The sequence below is a fragment of the Priestia sp. 40 genome, from assembly GCF_049368575.1.
Classification (GTDB): Bacteria; Bacillota; Bacilli; order Bacillales; family Bacillaceae_H; genus Priestia; species Priestia zanthoxyli.
On record NZ_JBMPZA010000005.1, the window covers coordinates 200,173 to 225,082 of the forward strand.

Below are 24,910 nucleotides of genomic sequence, written 5' to 3' on the forward strand. Positions count from 1 at the left end.
TACCCCTCCTTTCATTAAAAGGCTGCTCCAAGCAAAGCAACCTTTTAATTTCTTTATTTTGCTTCAAGCACTGCCTTTTCTCGAAAAATCTTCTTTAATACAAGAGATTGAAAGATCATAAACAAACTGCCCGTCATCCAATACAAGACGAGACCTGACGGTGAAAATATCCCAAAAGAAAGGACCATGACAGGCGAAAGAATTTGGGCTAGCAGTGCGAGGGATAAATTCATTCCTTCTACGCCTGTTTGCATAACTCTTCCCTGTAAGTACGTAGCCACCGCTGCAACGATCGGAAGAATAAAATACGGATCCGAGTGCCCTAAATCTAGCCATAAAAAGGACGATGCGCTAATCTCATCTATTCGTCTAATCGCATAGTACACGATTGAAAAGACTGGAAGCTGAACTAGTAAAGGAATGCATCCCATCAGCGGGTTAGCTCCATTTTCTTTAAGCAGTTCCATCATTTCACGCTGATATTGCTGCTGACTCTCAGGATTTTTATTTTTGTACTTCTCTTTTAGCTGTTGAAGCTGAGGCTGTATACGTTTATTGCTCAGCTGATTTTTATATTATATTGAAGAACGTTTAAAGGCGCCAGCAGCATACGTACGCCCACCGTCACAAGCATAATTGAAAAGCCAATGCTTTGATGAAGCCACGTATTTCCTATAAACAAAATGAGCAGTGAAAAAGGATAAATAAAATAGTGATCAAAAAAGTGAGTGTGCGAACTTTGAATCACGTTTGCTGAATCACATCCGGCAAGTAGAAAGATGGAAACAACAATAAAGAAAAGCTTCTTTTTATGTTTTAACATCTATATTCCTCCAGTATTTTTTTAGTTAAACGAAAAAAACACTGGCGAATAAGGACCTTCATCGTCTTGTTCACCTATTGCTTCTTGTCTCTGAACAGAATGTATAAATTTAAATTTATGATACACGCAGCATATAAGATCCTGAGCACGTAAAAGATTTACGTTTTGTATGAGATACATGTCTTTTTGCTGCAGACAAACGTGCTTATGTATTGTTTGAAATGTAGCTAGTTTAATAGCAGCATGTACAAAGAATGCTGTCATAATCGCAAATGATAAATACACTAAAGCATCCGGTATAAACAATTCCATTTATTCACATCCTTATGGGTTATTGTATCATATTTTCCTTAATTTAGGTTAAATGTTTTATGAAGCAGATTTAATCTAATGTAGCCCACAAAACCGATTTCCTTATAGATAGGAGTCAAAAAAATAAATTTCTTTTTGTACATGTCATTATACGTTTGATGAGATGACGTATAGAAAATATACCGGGAAACATATAATTCTAAAAATTTCTACTTTTATTAGTAAAAAGGATATTATTCCTTTTTATGGTATAATCAAAAAAATATAATTCATAGGGAGTGAAACTATTGGAAACTAATACAAAACCTCAAGTAAACACCAACTCTATTGTTTCTCTAACTCTAGGTATCCTGTCCATTTTTATTCCAATCCTCGGGTTTATTACAGGTATTATCGGCATTATCCTCTACAAAAAAGCATCAAACGAAATAGCTGCTTCCAATCAAGGCGGCAAAGGACTCGCGATTGCCGGGCTGATCTGCAGTATAGTAGGCGTGATTTCTCAGCTGTTCTTTGTATTGGGGATTATTACGTTTGTATTTGCCGGGACGACAATGGAATAAAAACGTAGTTTATATAGAATCATTTACATTTCTATGTAAAACAATAAAAGCTTGATTTTCAAATAGTTGAAAATCAAGCTCCTAAAATGTAAACGTTACTTATTTAATCATCGTTACTACACTTAAGCGAAATTGCAAAGGAGAATACAAAATTAAATCTATCGTTGAATCCAGAATAAAAGAAATCATAATTGTTCTACTTACTTTACTGCTAGTCATCTCTGTGTTGATTAACTGTTCTAGCTATTTTAATAGTACAGAAATAAAAACGTTCACCTCAAAATGTTATGATAACGGCGGAGATGCGATAGTAGAAATACATAATCCAATTACCAATGACTATTCTTTTAAATGTAAATAGCTGAGTTAAAAACAGCTGGTCACTGAACAAGCTTACCTAGAAGAGGGCTAACGATTTAGCCCTCTTCTATACGTTAAAATATAGACGTATTCAGTCAACAATAAAGGAGTTCTTTATGAAACATGTCATATTAGGCATCTGCGTATTCGTATATGCCGTACTATTAGACTATCTAAAATATAACTATGGTCTTAACCTTATAGGAAAGGTGCTAATTCTGTCTGTTTTAACTGGTGTTACGTATAAAATTATCGAGAAAATATATGAAAACCGAGAAACTACCTCAAAGAATTAAAGAACCTATAACCGCTCTAGATATAAAACAAACGCTGACAATTGGATGTCAGCGTTTGTTTTACTTGTTTTTATGAAGTGAATTATTTGCTCATAAAAGCAACAGATCTTAAAGTCTCACGATCTATACTCTATTGCTGATTACCATGTAAGGTGTTTGTAACCATTAAATCCTTACGTCTATAAATACTCAACACAATTCCAATTAAGAAAGCATTTAACAAGATCGGCATCAATCCATAGCTAATAAACGGTAAAGACATATTTGTCATAGGAAAGAATCCGGCAATCATTCCTACGTTCCCAACTAGCTGTACAGTATAGACCATTACAACTCCTGCTAGTAAAAGCTTGCTGTACGTATCGTTTAGATTTCGGGCAATAAATATAATTCTCAGAGCAACTAAACAAAGAACCACAATAAGAATTGCTGCAAATAACCATCCGTAATAATACGTAAAACTTAAGAAGACGAAGTTAGTATGAGCCTCAGGGATGAATTGATCCGCAAATGAATGCTTGCCAAACCACCCTGCACCCACAAATAGATGATGTATTTCTAAGAGTCCAAATTTGGATGTTAAATATTCAGCGTTATAGGGATTTAAAAATGAAAGAACTCTATACTTCTGATAATAAGCAACGGTCATCCATCCAATTATGCCCCAAGCAGCGACTAACGCAAAGCCAGTTCCTAGGACAATGGCTATTTTCTTTTTATTTAGCTTACTCCACCAGATCATCGTAAAGGTCATGGCTACATATATAAAGAGCGTTGTAAGGCTGAATTGTAAAAAGAAATACGATGACAGAATGAACAAAAGAATAAATTTCCACATTTTAAAGCGATCGCTTTGAAAGAACCCTCCCCATGCCATAAGGAAAAAAGGAATGGCCATTAAACCTTCCATTTTTAAAGGCCCTAACTTAAAAACAGCTTGACCGTCTACGACGGTGTTAAAATGCCTTGTGAGGAACAATAAGAGTGCAGTACCTAATAAATAGAACATCCATCCTTTATTGGCCATCTTTCTATAGTCTATCAACATCATGCCAAGAGCTAAAACCCCACCTAAAACTACAAAGATAGCCTTATACATAGAAAAATGATTATCATTCATATACCCTTGGGACAGCAGTGGCAGAAACCCTAAAAGAAGAGCAGCTACAAATAAAATTAAGGTCATCCAGTCTACTTTCGGTCGATGAATACGGTTAAGACTTTGACCAATGCTGATGGGATTTCCCATTTGAGTAACAGCCTTGGCTTCTGCTTGGTCTTCGCTTATCCCTTTTTGCAGCCAATAGTTTTTCACTTCGTTTAAATGATGATGCAATTCCATGGAAACAAATGCCCTGGCTTCTTTTGATTTAATTTGCGATTGCACTTGTTCTAAAAATGAATTTCTTTGTTCACCCATATACTCCTTCACCCCTCTAGTATTTCTTTAAAACTTATGTGGTTAGATAATGGCTGCTCTGCCACTTTTTTAAGTAGCCTGCGCCCCTTTTTATTTAATTGATAAAACTTTGCTCCGTCTTCTTGCCAGCTGCTCGTCAATACACCTTTTAGCTCTAGTCGATGCAGGATGACATATAAAGACCCTTCGTTTTCTTTGAAATTTAAAATTCCTCGGCTTTGCAGTAAGCTGACTAACTCATAGCCCGTTTTCTCCTGCACAAGCAGCTGCATCATAGCAATCAGAATTTCTTCGTCGCTATGAGTCTCTTGCTTTATTTTTTCTCGAATGCTTTTCTTATGACTTTCCGTAAATTTTAGCTGAGCAAACACTTCACGATTCATTGTTTTTCTAAGATTTTTAAGACGTTTATCCATGACTCATTCCTCCAGCATTTCTTTTAAAAGTGATTTTGCACGCCTCAGTCTTGTTTTTACTGTATTCGTTCCGGTTTTGGTTACGAGCGCAATGTCTTTAATTAACAATTCTTCATAGTAAAAGAGGTAAATCACTTCTTTATATTTGGTAGGCAGCTTCATAACAGCTGACATCAGCTCGTGGTCTTCTTCGTGTTGAATAACAGCTTCCTCTATGTTTTCTTTTTCACTTATATGATTTGGAAAATAGTCTGTCGCCGGTATAATGTTTTTGTTGTACCAGCTTTTTAAAAAGTCTTTACAGTGGTTAATTGCGATTTGCCATAACCACGTCCGAAACTTGGATCTACCGCTGTACTTGTAAAGATTTTTGTAGCATTTAATAAAAATCTCCTGCGTCAAATCCTCCGCAACCGCTACGCTGTTTACATATGAGTAAGCCAGCTGCAAGATTTCCTGTCCATATCGATCCATAATTTCATCTATCACTAGTTCTTTGTCTTGCACGTGTATCCATTCTACGGTTAGTTCTTTCACTTCTGCCTCTCCTTTCTTGTTCTTAGACGAAGCGTTTTATAAAAAGGTTTTTATATTTTTATTTTTATTTTCTAGATAATTGCATCTGCACGAAAAAAAGGTTCTCTACACGAGAACCTTTAGTAGTACTTTTATGTACATGCTATGAAAAAAGATTGCCGATGAAGATAATAAATCCCGTCACTAGAGTTAATCCAGCACTAATTACTACTGTCAAAATACTTCTCACAGCCGATACCCAATTGTTTATTCCAAAGAACCCTGCGATGCCGGTGAAAAATAGAATAATCGCTACACAAAAATTTATATTTAATAATGAAGGGTGATTAAAAGCAAAGAAAAATAAACCAACCCACAGTAACGACAAAATAAATGACCAAAAGTTAATGATTCGTGCCACTCCAATTAGCCTTCTTTCTATTTGAAATCTCTCTGTTTAAAACAGCTTAAATTATTATTTCAAATCTGTTTTTAAACGCTGCAAGAAAAAGTCACACACTTCCATTTGAATACACTGCTTCTTTAAACTGCACAATAAATATTCTAGTTCAAATTCCTGATAAAAGATCTTAGCAACAACCGATTTTAATTCCTCTAAAGTTGGTTGTTCTGACGCATATAGTTTATCCAACGGAAGATTAAATTGAGAGAATAGCTGATCATTTTGATACCATACGGAAATGTCTTCACCATATATTCGGCAGCTAAACACACCTAGTATCTTCAAGAATGCCTTCACTTGATTTTCTTCAAATTCATGATCAATCGCAAACATAAAAAAAGGATGTTCCTCTGCGTTAATCATGTGCTTCATAAGACTCATTTGATATTTTAATAGCTTCACTTCTTTTACGACATCCAACTTCTTCACACCTTTCTTTAGAAAATGATCCTACTACACTCTGTGAATTTTACCATAATATAGTAGTATCAATAAACCGTTTATAGAAGTATGACTTTGTAATGAATGGAATAATAAGGTATATTGTTATAAATGGGAATAATTTCATAAATCGAAAGCGAGGATACATATGGGTCTATTAATAATTGCTGCTATTATCACGTTATCTGTGATTTTAGATTACTTTATCTTTGACTATGACGATAAGCACTGGGGCTGGTTGAAGAAAGCTTCTAAACCTGTTAGAAGAAGTGTGATTGGCTGTTACTTACTGATGTCGTGCTTTATTTATTTTGGTTTGAGTCTTCCGTATATCAAACCTTTTTTGTAAATAGAAATCTACAGCTTACCCTATAGTCTTATTAGAAGACTATAGGCCTACCCAGTCATTTCACCACCACTACGAATTGTTTATCTTCAAATGCAAACACTTCCCCTAATTCATCGATGTACTTCTTTCTATCTAATTTATAATGCTTTCCGAAATACAAGGTTTTCAAGTTAATACTCATGTCTAAACTAGAATCTTTTTCTGTCGCTTCATCACCGTCTAAGCATGAATATAATTCAATGTGACAGCCCTCTATCAGCTGTTCTTCAATATAAGTAAACAGCTCTCTTATTGATTTAGGATGTGGATCACAAGATAATTCGTATACATAAGGCAAGGTGAATACATGCTTGATGTCGCTATGCCCGTCAGTTAAACGATTAACACTAATACCGTACGCATCTTCTTCTTTTTCATAGATTGTAATCAACTTTTCTTTTGTGCCAAAACTTCCTGTAGGCAATTCATAAGGAGATCCTATATAGTGATGTACAGTCATATTCGTCACTTCTCTTTCTCTTTGCTTATGTAAAATACTATTATTCTATCACTCTTATTAAGATTACATACAAATACAAGGGAAATATGTATAATAAAACCAGGAGGTGACAACATGAAAAAACTACTGCCTTTTCTATTTCTAGCCGCTCTTTACTTGTATGACTCTTCATACAATCATACTGCTTTTTTACATAAACCGGTTGTTTCGGCGTTTTTATATGTAGGTGCTATTTTTGCCTGTTCGCTACTGCTTGTAAATATAAAAAAAGAGCGTGCTGTTTAAGCAAGGAGATTACTATGAGCTATAAAATTATATTCTTTGACGTGGACGGAACTCTTACTCATCACGAAAACGGGACGATTTCCACCAAAACTCGAGAGATTGTAAAAAGTTTAAAGCACAAAGGATTAAAAATCGTAGCCGCTACCGGAAGGCCTTTATCTCTCTGTGAAGAAATTAGAGAATTAGGTATAGATACGCTCATTACCGCAAACGGAGCGTTTACTGTACATAATGAAGAAATCATTCATAAGCTGTCTATGGATAAGCACGCTGTGCGCGAAGTTTTTGAATACGCTGCATCAGAAAATCACGGTCTTTCATTTTACACAAAAGAGCTCAGCATGAACGGTGTCAAAGATGAAAATATTTTAAAAGCCCTGAACGAAACATTATCGCTTAGTGATTATCCTCAAATAAGTGAGCGTATTTACGATGAAGATATTTATTTAATGTGCTTATTCGCTGATGAAAAAACGGCTGAACAGTATGCACAGCGATTTCCTCATTTAATGTTCAAAAGGTGGCATCCTTTTGTCGTAAGTGTTCTTCAAGAAGAAATCACAAAGTCGGTAGCTATCCTAAACGTCTTAAACTATTTTAACATCGATCACTCCGAAGCTATCGCATTTGGAGACGGCGAAAACGATATTGATATGATCGAGTTAGCCGGCCTTGGAATTGCGATGGGAAATGGATCTGATAAGTTAAAAAGCGCTGCTGATTTTGTTACGAAGAAATCCGGTGAAGACGGAATTGAATTTGCCCTTAAAAATTTTGGCATTTTATAAGAAAGCAGTACGCCTAGATAATTTATCTAAGCGTGCTTTTTTCTCTCCATAAATGTTTCAGGATGTAGCTCCTCGGATTGAATGACAATGGCCGTCATGCCTTCTTCACTTCTCGACGTATGCCACTCTCCTTTTTCCCACATCGCCGCTTCTCCACGTTTAATGGATACTCGTTTTTGATCTCCTCCTGTTACCCATCCTTCACCTTCGACTACGATAAACAGCTGAGGTATAGGCGCTGGGTGATGTCCTACCGTTCCTTCTCCATCTATATACATATAGCCAATCGTAGCCGCTTCGTTTGTTTGAATCATTTTTACGTAAGTAGCTAAATGCGACTGATATTTTTCTACTTTTTTGCCGTTTTCTTTACTGCATGTATAGATTTTCAATGTGCACCTCTTCTTGGTTCATTACGATTTTTTATTTATTTTTATTGCGCTTAAGATACTCGGGCGGAGAAACAGATTCAACAAATAAAGCACCGTCTAGCTGATCACGCGGTACAAATAAAGTCGGCATAGTACCGCTTTCTAAAAAGATCGTTTTAGTGAATATCCACTTGTTGTCTGAGTTTTTTTCAAGCTGTGAGAAATCCGTAAATAACGCCGGTGACTGCACTTGATGCATGTAATCTTCTAGACTTTTTTTAGGCGGCTTCTCTATTTTGTATGGCTGCCCTGTATCCGTATGTATTTCACCTTCATACATAAATAAGCCTAAGTAATAAGACTGTTTTTTTATTTTATTAGAGACAATTGCTCCTAGAGGTTCAAATCCCGTAAACGTTTTGTATTGCTTGAAAATATGAAGATTATGGGCCCAAATAATAATTTTTTCGTCAGGATACAACTCCTGACAAACCCACTCTAGATTTTCTTTCATCCTTTTTTCTCTTACTTTTTTATAGGTTCGGTGGTTATGGTGAATATGGTTAACAAAATATAAGCGATTTTGCAGGCATCGAATAATTATTTTAACTTTACATGCAAGCTCTTGATTTTCAAGATACAAAACGTATTCTTCATGTAGATAAGCTTCTAAGTCCGCTATTACTGCGCTTGCTTTTTCTTTAAACTCTTCAAACTCATGCAGCATTTCTGCTGGGACTTTTTTTCTTCTCGCTTTATATTGCCCTAGCTGGTAGTACCATTTATATACGCCTGCTTCAATGTATTCTATCTTTTCTATTACGTCTTTAGACACTACGGGACTCAGCTGCTGAACAAATTTTATGAAAAGATCTGGATTAGAAGAAGGATTACTATCTATTCCTATTAAATTTAAATCTGAGTTCTTTATTAGCTGAGACAAAGACAGATTTTCTTTTGTTGCCCATAAAGAATAAATCGCGTTTTTTAAAAAGTCTTCATCTGTAAACTCTTTCTTTAACTCATTAGCGCTGTAGCATTCAGCTAATCCGCTTTCAAATGCCAGTACGGTAAAATTCATTTCTTTATGTAGAAATTCTATTATTTTTGACTTCATCATATTATGTTCTCTTATGTTATGACCGTTTTCCCCTAACCACACAACTCTCTTATCTTTTACGATATGACGGAGAAATTCAAACTCTTGCGGCTTACATTCAGTTGGTTTGCTTAAATGGATTGAGTTTTCAGATAGCCATTCTATAGAGTTTAAATACTTCTCTTTTCCTCTAAAAAAAATTCCCATACCCTATCCCCCTTCACTACATTACCTATTACTTCCATTTTACTAAAATACAGCTAACACTTCACTATTTATGTCCGGTAACTAATCAACAGCAAAAAGACCTTATAGATATCTCTATAAGGTCTTATCTTTCTAGAATTCTAGATCAACTCATCTCGCTGAGCTTTCTCCAAACGTTCTTTGACTACTTTCTTAAACGCATGAGGATCATCTACACGAATGGCGACCTGCTTGTATTTCTTTTTAATCCCCATAAAAAGTGTCGCCTCTCCTGGAGACTTTAGTGTTAATAAAAGATCTGGATAAACTTTTTCAAAATCACGTGCAATAAATTCAATCGTAGTGTTAGGTATTTTTTGTTCGAGGATGTGAGTGTCTTCTATTATTTCTTCAATATCTTTAAAAGAGATTTCCATACGCTTGGCTAAGCCAAACGAAACGTATATACGATCATCTTCCACTCGTAAAGGGTTAAGCCTTAATGCTTGAATGTCTCCTATAAAGAAAACAATGCTGTAAATATTAAGGAACAGTAAAACAACTGAAAGAATGATTGACGTGTTGTGCAGGAGCCAGTGAAGCCCTAATGTTTCAATAACAATCGCGTGAATAATCATAATTTGAAATGTAATAAAACTTGAGCGTTTATACAGAGTAAACGTATCCCCTTCAGTACTCGGCTGCTTCTTCCACGTTCCAAACGCATAGTAAAACATCAGCATTTCTGAACACAGTATGTGTATAAACGTTTGTTTGGGAAACTTTTCGTTTATAGCCCGCGAAAAGGAAAATAAAAGCGGTAAAGAGCTTGATTTGACTCTTTTCAAAATAGGCGGTACGTTTTTAGCCAGCATAAACAGCAGCGAAAGTTCAAAGAAAATGAGTACCCCTTCTATGCCAACGCCTAGCCACATAACCGACTGAAAAGAAGCTAAATATTCACTTGGAATGATAAAACGCGCAGCAATAAGACCTGTGGCCATTAATACAATAAAATATTTTACGCTGAACTTACGTTGCCAAGCTAGAAACAAGAGCGGAGCCACAAGGCTTAAATCTAAAATAGATCCTACTACCACTCCGTTGAGATCAGCAGGCAAAGACTGAATTCCAAAAGAAGAATGATACAACACGTAATTTGAACTTATTACTAACAGCAGTAAAAAAAGAGCGACCAGAGACACCGTTTTTTTATGAAAAACCAAACAACTCACCTCACTTTTAGTTAGTGAAACATAAAAATTCCTGTTACTTCCATTTTAGCAGTGTAGTTGATTTAAGTCACTTCATAACATGACTTTGTGTTATAAAATCCATTTAAAGATATCCACTCTTCTATAGCGATTCTTATATATAAATAATTTACAATGTAAAAAGAGTTTGACATTTTTGGAACTGATGATACAACGATAATGTAAAATACTTTTTACATTTTTAACAAGGAGGAGTAAGAATGGATTGGGTTAGAATTGTGTATTCATTCATCCTGTTAGTTTGCGGTATTTTGATTTTTGTTACATCATCTTCTCGAAAAGGTGATGAAAGGAAGAAGTTTATCAGCACGAAGGCTCAATCATACGCATTTGTGGTAGTTATAGGTATGCTGATTTTAGAAGTTATAGAGTCCATTTATCGGACTTTTCAAGGGAAAAGTTCTTATGATGGCATTGGCATTTCAACGCTAATATTTCTGACGATGATTTCAGTTATATATTTAATAACGTTTCTCATGTACAGAAAAAAATACGGTGATTAAATGAAAGGTCACGAGTAAGAAATAAAGAAGTTCAGCTCATTTTTTCTGGTGAAACGATAAATATAACTTTACTTTATAATTAGCTTTTAACACAGCCTCTAGATGACAAGCGACAGTAAATGAGCTTGTTATAAGTGCTTTTTTTAAAAAGTAATAACTAGACCTCCTACTGAGGTTTTTTTATGCACTTCTAAACTTTTGTTTTGATATTAAACTTAAAATAAAACATCTCCCGTAACTAAAGTCAGGAGATGATATTATAAACGGTGAGCTCATTAACATTTTCTTACTCTCTATTCTGTTTCTCATTCTCAAGTAATTCAATAACTCTATGATTTTGTTTAAGGATCGTTCTTAGCTTTGCCTCTAATGAACATAAAGTGATGAAAACGGCTATAAATCCTATAATAGCTATAAATATAAAGGCTTCTCCCCTTTTTTAAAACAATCAACCATATACGCCTTACATCTCAAAAAAGCTATGTCTTTCCACTTTACAAACTCTAAGCGAAAACTTTTGATACCATTCTGTTTTCCCTTTGTGCTGGGCTGCGCGGTGGGCTGAGTTTTCTTTCCACATTTTGATTGATTCTAAAGAATCCCAGTATGAAATGGTAATGCCTAAATCTTTGTCCCTGGCACTTTCTATTCCTAAAAAGCCTTTTTGTGCAGAAGCAAGCTCTACCATTTTGTCTGCCATAACTCCATAACCCTTCTCACCTTCCGTTCTTTCAGAAGCAAAAATAACGGCATAATAAGGTGGTTCAGGGGTTTTAGAGATTCCACCCATATTGATTTCCTCCTTTAGAAGTCAAATTAACAGTAAAAAAGTATAAGTGCATAATTAATTTTTCTATTACCTTTATCTTCTTTTAGTACTATTTTTATAAATTCCATTATAATACTTTTTTAAGTTTACCTATACAAAATGTAACATTTAATAGCATGTAAAGATAAATATTCCATTTATATGATATAGTCTTTATAAGTAAGTAATAAACAAATAGAAATGGAGTTTCAACATGAGGAACATAAGCAAGATAACAACTGGAACCATTATGATAGCTTTGGCGCTTGGATTAATGGGGTGCAGTCACACAAGTTCAAACAATGAGAGCATAGATGGAAGCGAGGCAAAGAAAGAGCTGGCCATAGAGCTGAAATTTCTGCAAAACGAGTGTGAACGCTTAATTAATAGTGATGGAAAGATAGAAGATAAAACGTTTCAAAGCTATAAAAACGATTTCAACTTGCTGTCTGCGTCTATCAATAGTACGTCAAAAATAGAAACACAAAGTGATAGCGAGCTAAAAGAAAGCATAGCCCACTTAGCAAAAGACGTAGATACTTTGACAGAAAAAGAGTATGTAAAATCCTATAAAAAATTCAATTCAAGTAAGACTATTTATGAAGTTACGCTAATGAACAATATGCATGACATGATAGATGCAACAAAAACTTGGGAAGGAAGCAGTAACGTGTTAGACTCATTTGATGATAAACACTTTCATTCTTCTGAAGCACAAATAAAAAAAGATATGGGGCCTGCGATTAATCATATCAACACCGTATCTAAATATAAAATAGAGCTCATGCAAGACGAAATCCAAAAGCATCGCGATAGTTTCACCAAGCTCCAGCTCGAACAATTAAAAAAAGCCACTCATAATTTTGATTTGTCTCTCAACGATCAAATTAAATCGATTCAATCCTATAAACCTATAAGTGGAGATTATAATGTAAGCAGAGACTTTAGCTATAAATCATATGACAAATATACGAATGCCTGTGTGTACATTACTGACTTTGAATCGAATTTAGGAATTGCCAAGGCCGGTGAGTTTTAAGAAAGAACTAATGCTCAAGATTATAATTTTTCAAAAAAGTCTCTCTAAAAAACAGTTTTTAGAGAGACTTTTTTGCTGTAGTCATTACGAGCACTAGTTCTTTATATCTTTTAACGCTCTATAAGCATTTGCTTCTCCTGAACCAAATAAAGCGTCGTGTCCTTTTTTTCCATAGTCAAAAGCTGTTTGCTTAATACGTGCTGTTACTTGAGCGGGTTTATACTCAGGATGAGCGGCTTTAAGAACTCCTGCAATTCCAGCTACTTGAGGAGTTGCCATGGAAGTACCGGCATTTAACTCATAGGAAGCCCCTAAATAAGTCGGCCATGTACTTAGGATTAAATTGCTTGGATCAGCCGCTGCTGGATCATTGGTTTTGGCATATTTCTCTCCAAAATCCCCTCCTGGAGCCGCTACGTCAATAGCACTGTTTCCATAATTAGAGTAGAAAGCAAGCTGCTGAGTAGACCATTTTGTAGAAGCCGAGACATTAATCACTCCTGGCATTTGTGCCGGCACGACAGTTGCAGGACCTTTGACACTTATTCCATACGGTTCATACAGGGTATTTAAAAAGTCATTTACTTCCTTTTTATTATCTAAATTCAAACTTTCATTTCCGCTACCGGCTACGACCGTTACGCCATTTTTTACGGCGTATTGAATAGCTCTTTTCCAAAGCAGCGTTTCAGCGATTGATTTATAGCTTTCTCCTTCGATAGTCATTTTGTTATTATTATAGAAACGAAGAGACATATTAATAACATCGACTTTATCATTGGTTGCGGCAATAATTCCGTCTATAATCCAAGTAGGCATTCCAAGAGCTTGCTCTGAGTACAGTACGCGATAAGAACGTATTCCTAGTTCTGGTCCTACTCCTTTTACTTTTCCATTCGCTCCGATGATCCCGGCAACATGCGTACCGTGTCCATTGCGATCTTTTATATCTGCGGGATCCCCAGTTTCAGATTCATCCATTCCAGCCGGAACAAGATTACGTCCACCTAGTATATTATTTTTTAAATCAGGATGAGACTCATCAATACCCGTATCAATAACTCCCACCACTGCTTTATGAGTTGTACTACCGTCTTTATTTTTATATCCGCCTGTTTCTACATCATAAGATTTTCCGCCATTTGTCACTCGTTGAATATCCCACTGAGAGTCCCAATAATTCTCTGCATCCTGTGAGCTGATAATACTAGACTGATAGTTGTAAGGACTATATGCTGTTTTGTCCAAGCTTAGAGGAATTTCCCTGTTGGCAGCTTCGATTGAAGAATTACCTTTTAAATTGTTAAGAAAAGAAGCCTGTTCAGATTGAGCTTCTATTCCTCCTACCTCAGGCAGAGCTTTGGTGACTTTCCCACCTGCTTTTTGGATAACTTCTTGATAATTATCTGGTAATCCATTTTTAAAAGCAATTGTGTATGTGTTACTTATCTTTTGATCTTGACTCTTAGCTTGAGTAGGAACTCCGCCAACGGCAAACATTCCTGCTCCTACTGCAAGTGAAAGCACCGTATGTAGAATTTTCTTTTGCATATGTCTCCTCCTATATATGGAAATATTTATCATATACTATCTTATTACATACTCTTTCAAATTCCAAGTTTTTCTAATAGATTACAATTATTCAGAATAACAATGGGGTTATATTTCACAAACAATAACCAAAATAAGGGTTTTAAAAGAGCTTTATAGCTCATTTATCGCGTAAAGAAACCTTATTAGTTGATGCATCAAGTAATAAAGAGTAAAGTTTTTCTATAATAAAGGTTAAAAGCGAAAGGATGAGTAAGATGTTTAAAGACGGTTATGTAAAAGTGAATGATGTAAACCTCCATTACGTGACAAAAGGTGAAGGCGAGCTTATGCTATTTTTACATGGATTCCCTTACTTTTGGTATACGTGGCACCATCAGTTAGAAGAGTTTTCGAAAGATTACCGCGTGGTAGCGGTAGATATGCGAGGCTATAACTTATCAGATAAGCCAGAAGAAATTTCTTCTTACAGCATGCCTCTTCTCATGGAAGATGTAAAACAGTTAATTGAAGCATTTGGTGAAAAAGAGTGTGTGTTAGTAGCACACGATTGGGGCGGCGCTGTAGCATGGGCATTTGCTTATACGTATCCGCAGTATGTCAAAAAGTTAGTGATGTTCGATGCACCGCATCCTTATACATTTATAAGAGAGCTTGCTGAAAACCCTGCTCAACGAGAAGCAAGCAGCTATATGAGCTTTTTCCAACAGCCAAATTCTCAAGATGAGCTACTCGCAAATAATAGTGAAAAGCTAAGAAACATGCTGACGGAGCCTGGCATCAAAAAAGGCTATTTAACAAAAGAAGAAGAAGCTAAATACGTAGAGGCGTGGAATCAGCCGAATGCGATGAAATCCATGCTTAACTACTACCGTGCGTCTTCTCTTTATCCGTTTGAAGAGCGCGTTCATAAACCTGTTGCCCTTCCGCATAAAGTATTTCACTCTCCGACTTTAATTGTATGGGGAAATGCAGATGAAGCGTTTGAAAACAGTAATTTAGATGGAATTGAAGAGTACGTTCCAAACGTAACGATTCACCGCTTAGATGGTGTAGGGCATGCTCCTCAGCATGAGCAGCCAGAAAAAGTAAATGAATTCATGAGAAACTTCTTAAGCAAATAAACTAGAAAAAGACTGCAAAGTACAGGATACAACCGCTTTGCAGTCTTTTTAATAGATTATAAAACATATCATCGTCTATTTTTTGTAATTGGATTATTTTTCAACGTTTCAACAGATGTATATGGGGTATGAATTTCACTGTACAGATGCAGTCCCCCCAAAGGAACATGTACATTTCTTTCTTACTTACCCTTTTTGGAACTCTCTTTTTTGAGGGTTCTTTTTTTATGCGTTTACTTCTTTCCCACCGGAAGAACAATCTTAAACAATGCTCCTCCCGTCTCCTTATTATCCGCTGTGATGCTTCCTCCGTGGTTTTTCACTATGGAATGAGCAATGTAAAGACCTAGCCCCAAGTTTCCGTGGCCGCTTGTTCTTGACGCATCTTCTCTGTAAAACTTTTTAAACAGCTGATCTTTGTTCGATAACGCAAAGCCGGGACCCGTATCATATATTTCAAAGATTACTTCGTTATGATGAATGACTGTCTTCCAAGCTATCTCCCCTCGTTCAGGCGTGTAGCGAATACAGTTTGTGATGATATTATCTAATACTTGAGAAATGCGCTGAGGATCTCCGTAAAATTGATTGGATGCATCTTCTACACTAATTGAAGATACAAATGCAATCTCTTTTTTTTGACATAAAAGCTGAAACTCATCCGCTTTCTCATGAACAAATGTATAGATATCAATAGGTTCCCGTTTTACAGTAAAGCCCGGATTTTCTATGACAGATACTTCTTGCAGCTGATTTAATAGTTGAATCGAACGCTGTGTATTTGTGTAGATCGTATGTAAATATCGATTAAGCCTCTCCGGGTCCTTTTTGCTTCCTTCTACTAAAATTTCGGTGTGACCGTGAATAATCGTAAGAGGCGTTCGTAAATCATGCGCAATCGCAGCTGTCATATCTTTGCGGTCTTCTTCTAGCTGCCACTGTTTAGATAGCGATTGCTTTAATTCTTTTCGCATTTCTTCAAAGGCATGCAGCAGCTGACTTAATTCTTTTGCGTCTTGAGTGACGGACAGCGAAAAATCCAAATTATTATGCTGAATATTTTTGGCTGCGGTCATCAGCTCATTAAAAGGCCGTTCAATTTTTTTGCTAAATCGTCTTCCAAACAAATAAGCAAACAAATAAAAGTAAAGAAACGGGCTGGCTAGCGATACAAATGTGACAAGCGCAACAATCCATTTAATATTTGGATTAGCCGAAGCCACATTTAATTGATATCTTAACGCAATCGCCCCGTTTACTTCGTCTTTTGAATTAAAAAGCGGATAAACTTTTATAATATATTTACCTGAGTGGATATTTGTATTGACCTGAGAATAAAGATCCCGTTTATTTTTTATGTATGAAGTGGACATGGATCCATACACGATTTGTCCTTCTTTAGTTATAATTTGATAATCCATTCCTTCTAGCGGAATCACCGCTTCTACTTGGCTTTGAACATCTTTCGAAAGAAGCGCATCCTCTTTTTTATTCACAAACTGCAAAATATCAGGAATTTGTTTTTCATAATAATTTGCTGGATTCAGTGCTCCGGGCATAAGAAACCAGTTCACTAAGATGACAATTCCCCACGTTAAAAGCGTCGCAAGCAGGCTGTACAGCAAAATTAAATGAAAAGATAAAACAAACTGCGCTTTTAACGTCGCCCGGTTCATCCATTTTTTTATTTTACCCATTTGTAGCCAATTCCCCAAACGGTTGAGATATAAGGCGTTTCGTCATACTTTAATAGTTTTGCTCTAATTTTCTTCACGTGTTCTGTAATCGTAGACGAATCCCCTTCCGCGTCGTAGCCCCAAACTTTTTCATACAGCTGCTCACGTGTAAACACCTGACCTGGATGAAGAGCGAGGAAATGAATAATCTCAAATTCTCTTGAAGTAAACGGAATTACTTCATTGTTATGTAAAATTTGATAGCCATTTAAATCAATGGTTAACTCTCCAAAGTGAAGCCTGTTATAGGAGTTACTGTTAATTCTCTGCTCTCGGCGCAGATGGGCGTAAATTCGGGCTTTTAGTTCTTTCATGCTAAAAGGCTTAACTAAGTAATCATCTCCACCCACTAATAGTCCTTTTACTCGGTCCTGCTCCGTTTGTTTGGCACTTAGAAAGATAATGGGGCATGATATGCTTTTTCGGATCATTTCACAAAGTGCAAAGCCGTCCATGCCTGGCATCATCACATCCAGCACAATTAAGTCTGGATTTATCTTTAGCTTTTTTAACGCTTCTTGCCCTTCGTAAGCGAACACCACCTCATATCCTTCATCTTGCAGCGCATCTTTCATAAATGAAATAATGTCTTTTTCGTCGTCCACTAGTAAAATTGTTTGCTTCATCTCCATCTCACCCTATCCATTCCTTCTTTTTCCATACGAATAGGTTTATTATAAGGCTAATAAGCAAAATTGGAAATAATAGGTTCACTAAAAATTCAGAGTTTGGCCTGCTTAATTCATGAAAAACAGAATCGGTTACCGAGAAAAAGAAGCTTAGTTTATCTGACACATACACACTCCCAATTAAAGCACCAATGGTTGCGACGTAAGATAAAATGGAATTAGGCATAAGAACACTCAGGATACTCCCGATACTAATAACCGCTATAAAGATGCAAAAACAAATGCCGTAAAATTTCAGCGAATATAGTAACGCCCCTAAAGTCCCTAGCGTATGTCCGCCTAAAAACGTCGTTTCATTCACATGAGGCATAACCATTTTCCCAAGGCATGTCCCCACTACCCACGTAATACAAAGAATAATAAAAACTAGTAAACATTGAACCGCCCACTTTACAAAAAACAGCTTCACGCGATGGTGCGGTCGAATTAGTACCATGCGCAGAGCTCCCGACGTATACTCGCCGTTAAAGCTATCTGCCACAAACATAGGAATGACAATAAACGTAATCACAAACGATAGGTCTCGAAGAAGCAGCGGTGCTGAATTTAAAGAATCAATTTTCACGTCATGAGCCGCATCAAAAAATGAAATGCCTCCCCTTTGAAAGAAAAAGAACCAGCTAAAAGCAAGTAACCCTATGTACACACCTAGTACCACCGCTGTTTTCTTTCGTTTAAACGTTCGCTCTAATTCACTGATAAAAAGTCCTGTCATCATGTCTTCTCTCCTTTTATAGAAATGATTCTTTTTTTCGAATAGCTAAATACGTTAAACCACCAAAGAATAAAATATAAAACCCTAACACGCCGAAATTCCAGCCTACAAACTGCGGTTTCTCTGCCATCATGACTGTGATCCCCTGCCATTGAATCATCGGTACGGAAGTAAAAAACAGCTGTCCAAAGAGCTCTTCACTCATCCACTGCCTAAATCCTCTTAATAAAGTAGGATACGAAAAGGAAATCAGTATAAAAGCAACCCCAACTCCAACAGCCGTAGTGGTCGTTTTGCTGATAACAGAGATAAAAAACAGCACACAGCATATCGCAATAGTCGTTAAGTAGGCATATCCATAAAACGAAAGATTATATACTAGTGCTTCTTTTATGTTAAAAGCATGACTGTGATAAAACACAAAGTAGCTTTGCGGGTGTTCAAACATCAGAAAGCCTATCACATAGCTCATACAAAAATACGTAATAAAAAACAGTGCATTAAACAGCAGAATCACTGCGGCTTTTGCTAGGATGATTTCTTTAAACGAATATGATCGTATCATAACCATTCGCAGCTGTCCTGACCGGTATTCGCCGGTAACCACGAGCGTAATAAAAACTAAGAACATGGCATTAAAAACGGTAAATAACATTTCAGCTAAGCTCAGTACAGGAAAGTTTCCCGCAAACGTATACTCTGGTAAATCGACTGTGAGTGCTCCATTTTGTTTTTGGAGATAGGAAGAAGCGACCAACAGTACCAACGGCACTAATAGAAAAGTCAGCCACGCCACTTTTCTTTTCCAAAGTCTTTCCCACTCCGCTACTAACAGCTCCTTCATTGCGACACCAGCTCTACAAACGCATCTTCAAGATTTTTACCAGATGCTAACTGGTCCAGAGCGCCGTCCCATATTAACTCTCCTTCTCTCATCACAACAATTTGATCACATACTCGCTGTAATTCATCCAGCAAATGACTAGAGATTAAAATCGTTTTGTTATAGTCACGTTTTAAGGTGAAAAGCAGCTCGCGCAGTTCACGTACCCCCATTGGATCTAAGCCGTTGGCGGGCTCATCCAGTATTAATAAGTCCGGGTCACCTAAAAGAGCTTGAGCAATTCCGAGCCTTTGCTTCATCCCTAGAGAATACGTTCGAACTTTATCGTTTTCTCTGCCGGTTAATCCTACGATATCAAGTACTTCTTTTACTCTTTGCTGCCTTTCTTGTTTTGTCGAAAATGAATGCAATCGGGCTAAATTTGTCAGGTTTTCTTTTCCCGTCATATAAGGAAAAAAGATGGGCGACTCCACAATTGCACCAACGCTTTGCAGCGCTTCTTTTCTTTGTGAAAGAATGGTTTTGCTATTAATAAAAACTTCTCCCCCAGTTGGTTTAATCAACCCCGTCAACAAACGAATTAAGGTCGTTTTACCAGCACCGTTTGGCCCTAGCAGTCCACATATTTCTCCTTCACTGATTTGAAACGATACTTCTTTTACTAAGTGGCGACGCCTTACTTTTTTTGAAACGCTCTTTACCTCTAAAATAATATTTTTCATATTAAATCCCTCCTACACGTAGTATAGGAGGGATTTATAAAGAATTTATAAAGTTTATAAAAATTATCGTACAGGTTTTTTGGCAATGATAAATGCAACAGTTGCAAACAACAGTAAACATACGGATAAAAACAAATAGCCAGCACCTTCAAACCCTCTTACTTCTACATAGCCAATATAAAAAAGCACGGTGGCGGCAAGAACGGTAAGCATGGACGGAAGCATTCTAATAACTTTGTTCCACTTCATCTTTCTGAACAGCCAGGTTACAAGGAGTACAAGTACACCTGGCAGCAGGGCAATCAGTAAAGGACCGCCTATCATCATATCTATCAACCTCTCTAAATCCTTTTCATTCACTTAAAATAGAGATAATCAGCTTACTGTTCCGAAATTCCATTTGCAATCGCTAATAAAAACATCAAGCTAGAAAGCAACACAAAAAAGATGCTGTTTGCGATTATGCTAAACCACACAACGCTCGGCTTTTTTGTTCGGACTCCTAAAACTAATGCCACAATAAAGCCAACGTCTATTGCAAAAAATAGCCACAGCGGAATGGTCAAATCACCGCTTCTATTTGGGAAAATTGAATTTAGTGGGAATATCCGATTCGAAAAAAACACTACAAAAGCAGCCGCCAGCAGAATAACCGTTAATAAAATCGGCTTATTTTCTTTTGAAACACTCATTTCAAATACCTCCTAACTAAAGAAAATAATACCATATAATACTGAATTGAAATATACAAATTACAAAGTCTTAACACCAGAAAGAAAAAAGGCCGTAGATTTTATCTACGTCCTCTTTTTTTATTCATCTGGTACTATTCCCCCCGCTGACAATCTAGCACTTCACAAATGGCTTCCAGCGTAGTGAAGCGTATAGTATAGCCTTTGCTTTTTTCAGTTTTTAAGATAGAGATATAGCTCATTCTAAATATTCTTTTGCTAAAGACGGGTTTAAATAACGAGCCATACCGGTTTTCATTTCACGAAACCCTGCTTTTCTATAAAACTCTTCATTGCCTGATGTGGAAACAAGATGAACGCAAGAAACATTCTTAAGCTGAGCAAGCAGGTTTTCTATAATTTGATGTCCAATTCCTTTGTTCTGATAATGCTCATCAACCACAACATCATAGATTGCAGCATTAAATACACCGTCTGAAAGAGCTCTGCCAAACCCTGTTATTTTATTTTTATCATAAGCAATCGCTACTACGTTGCTTGATTGAAATACTTTTTTAATCTTTTCTTCATCATGCTTCTTCCACCCGACAGAGCAGTAAATTTCTTTCATTCTCGACCACTCAACATCTTCTATACAATTTGAAAGAGAAACCTTCATAGAACCTACTCCTTTTGTTTTTATATAAACTATTTCTGTTTTCAAAAACAAAAGTCCTTGGTGGATCATTCATTTATCTTTCAAATCATAACGAGTATTAAGGGTATAAAAACATATATTCAATATATAAATGTAGACAAAAATAAAAGTTCAAATCATATACGATTTGAACCTAAAATAAATACTCAATTATAGACTCCCTAAAAAATGAATAAATTTCTTAAGACTTGGAGAACGTTGCTTTCCTTTCTTTATCACAAAATCAATTCGAACGTCTTCTGAAAGCTCTTGATAGTGAATGCTTTGCATATCACCACGAGAATTCACTACGCTAGCTGGCACTACACTCATGCCAAGTCTATCGCGGACACCTTGTAAAATCGCTTCTAATGAATCAAATTCCATGATGTTGGCTTTATTTATATGATGTTCTTTTGAAAACGCTAATAGTCTGTTTCTATAGATGCAGTTTACATCACTATTGATGAGTAGCGTTGGTTGATCTGTTTCTTCTCTACCTTCATATAGAGGTGCGATGAGCACCACCTTTTCTGCATAGTGATAAGCCGTTTCAAACTGCGCTTCGTTATAAGTACCGCTAAGAAAAAGGCCGTCAATTTCCCCGTACGAAAGCATTTCTTGCAAGACTTGTTTTCTATCTGTTTTTATTTTAACCTCGATATTTTTGTTTTCTTTCAGAAACGACGAGAACAAAAAAGGAACTTTAGTAGCAGAAACTGTCTGCGTGGCACCAATAATTAAAGAATTTCTAAACTTGTTAGGATTAACTTCTGCCTTAGCCTCGTCCATTAACAATAGAATACGCTGGGCATAGTTAAACAAAGCTTCCCCTTCATCCGTTAACGTGACTCCTCTGTTTGTACGTATAAATAATTTGGTATCTAACTCGTCCTCTAAGTTTTTTATTCGCTGGCTGATATGCGGCTGAACATATCCCAATATCTCCGCAGCTTTTGATAATGATTTGGCTTCTGCCACATATTTAAAAATTCGTAAGTCTTGGCTTTCCACTCTCAATTCCTCCGCTGATATCATTTTAAATGATACCTCTCTTAGTATTACCTATTATATCCTTTTTTTGATCAAAGATATAATAAAAGATGGTAAGAGAAAGGAAGGTTTATAGAAATGAATGATTTTAAAGATAAAGTATTTATTATTACCGGCGGCGGCACTGGCGTAGGTAAAGCAACGGCTTTAAAGCTAGCTGACATGGGCGCAAAACTTGTGATAAACTACAGCAACTCCGAAAAAGAAGCCAAAAAAGTGGTTGAGGAGATTATAGAAAAAGGAAGCATCGCGTTTGCTTTTAAAGCGAATGTAGCCAACGAGCACGAAGTCAATGAAATGATTCATCAAACGATTGCACAATTCGGACGGTTAGATGGATTAGTAAATAACGCTAGTATTACCGCTCAAATTCCCATGCATGACTTAGAGTCTGCAACGGATGACGTATGGGACTCTTTATATGATGTAAACGTTAAAGGCATGTTTCACTGTGTAAAAGCAGCCGTTCCACATATGAAAAAGCAAAAATCAGGAGCGATTGTTAATGTAGGAAGTGTTGCGGGCACAACTGGGATCGGCTCGTCTATTCCCTATGCAGCAACAAAAGCTGCGATTCATACGATGACAAAATCGTTAGCGATTGCACTGGCACCCCATATTCGAGTAAACTGCATCTCTCCTGGTGCAGTCGACACAAGGTGGTGGTCTGGCAACGAAGATAAAATGTATCAGCTTGCAGGAAATTTGCCTCTTCAGCGCATTTCTTCTCCTGAAGATATCGCAGATGCCATCTTGTTTCAGTTAAAACAAGAGTCCGTGACGGGCCAAGTGTTTACGATTGATAACGGACAAACTCTTTAAGCATACGTGAATATCCCTAAAAATAAACCCCACTACTAGCAAGAACTAATAGTGGGGTTCTAACAAGGCTACTGATCCAAACTCTCTTTCCCCAGTGAAAACCCTTCAAACAGCCGGCCTCCATGTGGTGCTAATACTTTATCAACCAGTTGAATCACTTTATCTTTGCTCCCTGTTTTATAAAAGGTATCGAATGCCTCCACAAACTCTTTACTAAAGCGTTCATTATAGTCATTTAAAGATCGGACCATCCATTTAGAATCCCCAATCCAATGCCCCTTTGTTCTTAAAACAAATTCGTGCGTTATGTAAGCGAGCGTGTTGGCAATAAAAAGTGCTTCACCTGTATTTGAAGAACCGATTAAATCATCCAAGGCATCGCTTATAAAATATCTTTTTAATTCAATCGTCTCTTCCGACCATTTTTCCGGGCCTTTTTCTAGTAATTGTTTCGCTTCTTTTTTTATAGACTGCATCACTCCTTTATCCGCTAAAATAATTCCCTCGGAAATCATTCTCGGCAGTGACGGTCTAGCCCTCTTACAGTCGCTTTTAAAAAAAGCTTGGTATGAAGCCAGGTTATGAGCAAAAACTTCAATGGCCCATCCAAATTCAATGAGTGACTCTCTAAAAGAAGAAGTAAAACTATCATCAAAAATAACTAGATCAAGGTCAGACGTATGCGTAGCTTCGCCTCTCACCACGCTTCCGGCGAGCAATGCGCCTTGACAATTAGGATAATGCTTAGAAATAAATTGTGTAGCTGCTTGCAGCGGTTCTAACCTTTTTAGCTCTTTCATCGTATTCCTCCAGAAAATGATATCTATATTGTTTTTCTGGTTAGGGAGTGGAAATTCCTTTAACAATAAGTTCTTATTTAACCTTTCTGAACATGTCTACCGTATTTTCTTTTTGTTACCATTATTTAAATGACTAGTAGAAACGATTGCTACTCTCCATACATTCATAAATGACTCTTTTTATCCAAATCCTCCCTTGCCTTAAAGTATACTTTAACGTTTAAGCTAGTTTTATAGTTTTTAAAATACAAAAAAGGGGAAATACAATGCTGATTAAAAGAATGACGGTGCAACTTTCCGGTGGACTTCTAGCTAGACATACAGCTTTGTTTGTACGCGAAGCGTGTTCGTTTCAAAGTGATATTCTTCTTGCGAAACATGGAAGATGTGTAAGTGGAAAAAGCATCATGAAGGTAATGGCTTTGGCTGTTAAGAAAGGAGATGAAATAACACTGCTGACAAATGGAGTTGATGAACAAGCTGCCGCTCGCACCCTTGAAGAATTTCTTTTAACTAAACATAGATAGAAAGCTGCCATGCTATTCCTTCCTTTCCTTTTTTCATAAAGTCATAGAAAGAAATTTTTTTCAAAAAGGTCTTGCTTTAAAGTCGACTTTAACGTTTAAGCTAGTATTGTAGTTTTTAAATACACCAAACGACGAAAGGATTGTGTTT

General features: G+C 36.6%; 34 protein-coding genes. 9 read left to right on the forward strand and 25 right to left on the reverse strand.

Translation table 11 applies throughout. The features are described 5' to 3' along the window. Positions 1–53 precede the first annotated feature (53 nt). From ACO1DI_RS01980 to ACO1DI_RS01990, 3 genes are read right to left on the reverse strand one after another with little or no spacing between them, the layout of a single operon-like run. Complete coding sequence (locus tag ACO1DI_RS01980; RefSeq protein WP_226555573.1) at positions 54–563, reverse strand: YidC/Oxa1 family membrane protein insertase; 510 nt, start codon at positions 561–563, stop codon at positions 54–56. After that, positions 560–823, reverse strand: a complete 264-nt coding sequence (locus tag ACO1DI_RS01985) for a membrane protein oxaA 2 (protein WP_014459068.1) — start codon at positions 821–823, stop codon at positions 560–562. The genes ACO1DI_RS01980 and ACO1DI_RS01985 overlap by 4 nt, the downstream gene beginning before the upstream one ends. A gap of 21 nt (positions 824–844) precedes the next feature. Further along, entirely contained in the window at positions 845–1,135 is a 291-nt protein-coding gene (locus tag ACO1DI_RS01990; RefSeq protein ID WP_014459067.1) for a hypothetical protein, read from the reverse strand. Between the two features lie 287 nt (positions 1,136–1,422). Here ACO1DI_RS01990 and ACO1DI_RS01995 point away from each other — a divergent pair, with 287 nt between their 5' ends. Beyond that, on the forward strand, positions 1,423–1,698 hold the full coding sequence (locus ACO1DI_RS01995) for a DUF4190 domain-containing protein (protein ID WP_014459066.1): 276 nt from the start codon (positions 1,423–1,425) through the stop codon (positions 1,696–1,698). Positions 1,699–2,484: 786 nt separating this feature from the next. Here ACO1DI_RS01995 and ACO1DI_RS02000 read toward each other — a convergent pair. The 5 genes from ACO1DI_RS02000 to ACO1DI_RS02020 form a co-directional block, all read right to left on the reverse strand. Continuing rightward, a complete protein-coding gene (locus ACO1DI_RS02000; protein WP_014459065.1) occupies positions 2,485–3,774 on the reverse strand; it encodes an FtsW/RodA/SpoVE family cell cycle protein in 1,290 nt (429 codons plus the stop codon). Between the two features lie 8 nt (positions 3,775–3,782). Beyond that, positions 3,783–4,190, reverse strand: coding sequence for a PadR family transcriptional regulator (locus tag ACO1DI_RS02005; RefSeq protein WP_374733821.1), 408 nt, complete (start codon positions 4,188–4,190; stop codon positions 3,783–3,785). 3 nt (positions 4,191–4,193) lie between these two features. Beyond that, positions 4,194–4,727, reverse strand: a complete 534-nt coding sequence (locus ACO1DI_RS02010; RefSeq protein ID WP_028414648.1) for a sigma-70 family RNA polymerase sigma factor — start codon at positions 4,725–4,727, stop codon at positions 4,194–4,196. Between the two features lie 142 nt (positions 4,728–4,869). Then, positions 4,870–5,127 (reverse strand): hypothetical protein, encoded by a 258-nt coding sequence (locus ACO1DI_RS02015; protein WP_098113676.1) that lies wholly within the window; start codon positions 5,125–5,127, stop codon positions 4,870–4,872. Between the two features lie 54 nt (positions 5,128–5,181). Next, complete coding sequence (locus ACO1DI_RS02020; protein WP_423145012.1) at positions 5,182–5,589, reverse strand: DUF1878 family protein; 408 nt, start codon at positions 5,587–5,589, stop codon at positions 5,182–5,184. 169 nt (positions 5,590–5,758) lie between these two features. On the opposite strand from ACO1DI_RS02020, the gene ACO1DI_RS02025 reads away from it, so the two are divergent. Continuing rightward, a complete protein-coding gene (locus tag ACO1DI_RS02025; protein WP_014459060.1) occupies positions 5,759–5,959 on the forward strand; it encodes a hypothetical protein in 201 nt (66 codons plus the stop codon). A gap of 55 nt (positions 5,960–6,014) precedes the next feature. Here the strand turns inward: ACO1DI_RS02025 and ACO1DI_RS02030 are convergent, their stop codons facing one another. Then, positions 6,015–6,458, reverse strand: coding sequence for a hypothetical protein (locus ACO1DI_RS02030; RefSeq protein ID WP_423145242.1), 444 nt, complete (start codon positions 6,456–6,458; stop codon positions 6,015–6,017). Positions 6,459–6,572: 114 nt separating this feature from the next. On the opposite strand from ACO1DI_RS02030, the gene ACO1DI_RS02035 reads away from it, so the two are divergent. After that, positions 6,573–6,743: a hypothetical protein gene (locus ACO1DI_RS02035; protein ID WP_014459058.1), complete on the forward strand. Its 171-nt coding sequence runs from the start codon at positions 6,573–6,575 to the stop codon at positions 6,741–6,743. A gap of 14 nt (positions 6,744–6,757) precedes the next feature. Next, the gene (locus ACO1DI_RS02040; RefSeq protein WP_014459057.1) at positions 6,758–7,531 is read left to right on the forward strand and encodes a Cof-type HAD-IIB family hydrolase; all 774 of its coding nucleotides are present in this window, start codon (positions 6,758–6,760) and stop codon (positions 7,529–7,531) included. Between the two features lie 26 nt (positions 7,532–7,557). Here the strand turns inward: ACO1DI_RS02040 and ACO1DI_RS02045 are convergent, their stop codons facing one another. From ACO1DI_RS02045 to ACO1DI_RS02055, 3 genes are all read right to left on the reverse strand, one after another. Further along, complete coding sequence (locus ACO1DI_RS02045; protein ID WP_423145013.1) at positions 7,558–7,923, reverse strand: cupin domain-containing protein; 366 nt, start codon at positions 7,921–7,923, stop codon at positions 7,558–7,560. A 31-nt stretch (positions 7,924–7,954) separates the two neighbouring features. Next, positions 7,955–9,208, reverse strand: coding sequence for an erythromycin esterase family protein (locus ACO1DI_RS02050; protein WP_423145014.1), 1,254 nt, complete (start codon positions 9,206–9,208; stop codon positions 7,955–7,957). 140 nt (positions 9,209–9,348) lie between these two features. Next, positions 9,349–10,413 (reverse strand): beta-carotene 15,15'-monooxygenase, encoded by a 1,065-nt coding sequence (locus ACO1DI_RS02055; protein ID WP_423145015.1) that lies wholly within the window; start codon positions 10,411–10,413, stop codon positions 9,349–9,351. Positions 10,414–10,661: 248 nt separating this feature from the next. On the opposite strand from ACO1DI_RS02055, the gene ACO1DI_RS02060 reads away from it, so the two are divergent. Beyond that, positions 10,662–10,964, forward strand: coding sequence for a hypothetical protein (locus tag ACO1DI_RS02060; RefSeq protein ID WP_423145016.1), 303 nt, complete (start codon positions 10,662–10,664; stop codon positions 10,962–10,964). Between the two features lie 463 nt (positions 10,965–11,427). Here ACO1DI_RS02060 and ACO1DI_RS02065 read toward each other — a convergent pair whose 3' ends face one another. Next, positions 11,428–11,754, reverse strand: coding sequence for an antibiotic biosynthesis monooxygenase family protein (locus ACO1DI_RS02065; protein ID WP_014459053.1), 327 nt, complete (start codon positions 11,752–11,754; stop codon positions 11,428–11,430). 232 nt (positions 11,755–11,986) lie between these two features. Between ACO1DI_RS02065 and ACO1DI_RS02070 the strand changes: the two genes are divergently transcribed. Beyond that, a complete protein-coding gene (locus ACO1DI_RS02070) occupies positions 11,987–12,811 on the forward strand; it encodes a hypothetical protein (RefSeq protein WP_042992002.1) in 825 nt (274 codons plus the stop codon). A gap of 93 nt (positions 12,812–12,904) precedes the next feature. Here the strand turns inward: ACO1DI_RS02070 and ACO1DI_RS02075 are convergent, their stop codons facing one another. Next, the gene (locus ACO1DI_RS02075; protein WP_423145017.1) at positions 12,905–14,362 is read right to left on the reverse strand and encodes a S8 family serine peptidase; all 1,458 of its coding nucleotides are present in this window, start codon (positions 14,360–14,362) and stop codon (positions 12,905–12,907) included. Positions 14,363–14,619: 257 nt separating this feature from the next. Between ACO1DI_RS02075 and ACO1DI_RS02080 the strand changes: the two genes are divergently transcribed. Continuing rightward, positions 14,620–15,486 carry an alpha/beta fold hydrolase gene (locus tag ACO1DI_RS02080; RefSeq protein ID WP_226701439.1) on the forward strand — a complete coding sequence of 289 codons (867 nt, stop codon included), beginning with the start codon at positions 14,620–14,622 and terminating at the stop codon, positions 15,484–15,486. 233 nt (positions 15,487–15,719) lie between these two features. Here ACO1DI_RS02080 and ACO1DI_RS02085 read toward each other — a convergent pair whose 3' ends face one another. From ACO1DI_RS02085 to ACO1DI_RS02130, 10 genes are all read right to left on the reverse strand, one after another. Then, entirely contained in the window at positions 15,720–17,183 is a 1,464-nt protein-coding gene (locus ACO1DI_RS02085; RefSeq protein ID WP_423145018.1) for an ATP-binding protein, read from the reverse strand. Continuing rightward, positions 17,171–17,848, reverse strand: coding sequence for a response regulator transcription factor (locus ACO1DI_RS02090; protein WP_042992472.1), 678 nt, complete (start codon positions 17,846–17,848; stop codon positions 17,171–17,173). The genes ACO1DI_RS02085 and ACO1DI_RS02090 overlap by 13 nt, the downstream gene beginning before the upstream one ends. 7 nt (positions 17,849–17,855) lie before the next feature. Next, positions 17,856–18,629: an ABC transporter permease gene (locus ACO1DI_RS02095; protein WP_014459047.1), complete on the reverse strand. Its 774-nt coding sequence runs from the start codon at positions 18,627–18,629 to the stop codon at positions 17,856–17,858. 13 nt (positions 18,630–18,642) lie between these two features. Beyond that, on the reverse strand, positions 18,643–19,470 hold the full coding sequence (locus tag ACO1DI_RS02100) for an ABC transporter permease (protein ID WP_014459046.1): 828 nt from the start codon (positions 19,468–19,470) through the stop codon (positions 18,643–18,645). After that, a complete protein-coding gene (locus tag ACO1DI_RS02105) occupies positions 19,467–20,192 on the reverse strand; it encodes an ABC transporter ATP-binding protein (protein ID WP_243556357.1) in 726 nt (241 codons plus the stop codon). Before ACO1DI_RS02105 ends, ACO1DI_RS02100 begins: the two co-directional genes overlap by 4 nt. A 63-nt stretch (positions 20,193–20,255) precedes the next feature. Continuing rightward, a complete protein-coding gene (locus ACO1DI_RS02110) occupies positions 20,256–20,519 on the reverse strand; it encodes a YesK family protein (RefSeq protein ID WP_140451246.1) in 264 nt (87 codons plus the stop codon). Between the two features lie 53 nt (positions 20,520–20,572). Then, positions 20,573–20,884 (reverse strand): hypothetical protein, encoded by a 312-nt coding sequence (locus ACO1DI_RS02115; protein WP_423145019.1) that lies wholly within the window; start codon positions 20,882–20,884, stop codon positions 20,573–20,575. Positions 20,885–21,018: 134 nt separating this feature from the next. Further along, positions 21,019–21,126 carry a helix-turn-helix domain-containing protein gene (locus ACO1DI_RS02120; protein ID WP_115654502.1) on the reverse strand — a complete coding sequence of 36 codons (108 nt, stop codon included), beginning with the start codon at positions 21,124–21,126 and terminating at the stop codon, positions 21,019–21,021. Then, entirely contained in the window at positions 21,123–21,542 is a 420-nt protein-coding gene (locus ACO1DI_RS02125) for a GNAT family N-acetyltransferase (RefSeq protein ID WP_423145020.1), read from the reverse strand. Before ACO1DI_RS02125 ends, ACO1DI_RS02120 begins: the two co-directional genes overlap by 4 nt. 189 nt (positions 21,543–21,731) lie before the next feature. Continuing rightward, positions 21,732–22,574 carry a LysR family transcriptional regulator gene (locus tag ACO1DI_RS02130; RefSeq protein WP_423145021.1) on the reverse strand — a complete coding sequence of 281 codons (843 nt, stop codon included), beginning with the start codon at positions 22,572–22,574 and terminating at the stop codon, positions 21,732–21,734. A gap of 117 nt (positions 22,575–22,691) precedes the next feature. Between ACO1DI_RS02130 and ACO1DI_RS02135 the strand changes: the two genes are divergently transcribed. Then, positions 22,692–23,435 (forward strand): SDR family NAD(P)-dependent oxidoreductase, encoded by a 744-nt coding sequence (locus ACO1DI_RS02135; protein ID WP_115654504.1) that lies wholly within the window; start codon positions 22,692–22,694, stop codon positions 23,433–23,435. A gap of 68 nt (positions 23,436–23,503) precedes the next feature. Here the strand turns inward: ACO1DI_RS02135 and ACO1DI_RS02140 are convergent, their stop codons facing one another. Next, complete coding sequence (locus ACO1DI_RS02140) at positions 23,504–24,235, reverse strand: nucleotidyltransferase domain-containing protein (protein WP_014459038.1); 732 nt, start codon at positions 24,233–24,235, stop codon at positions 23,504–23,506. Between the two features lie 266 nt (positions 24,236–24,501). Between ACO1DI_RS02140 and ACO1DI_RS02145 the strand changes: the two genes are divergently transcribed. Next, a complete protein-coding gene (locus ACO1DI_RS02145) occupies positions 24,502–24,762 on the forward strand; it encodes an HPr family phosphocarrier protein (protein WP_014459037.1) in 261 nt (86 codons plus the stop codon). Positions 24,763–24,910: the final 148 nt, after the last annotated feature.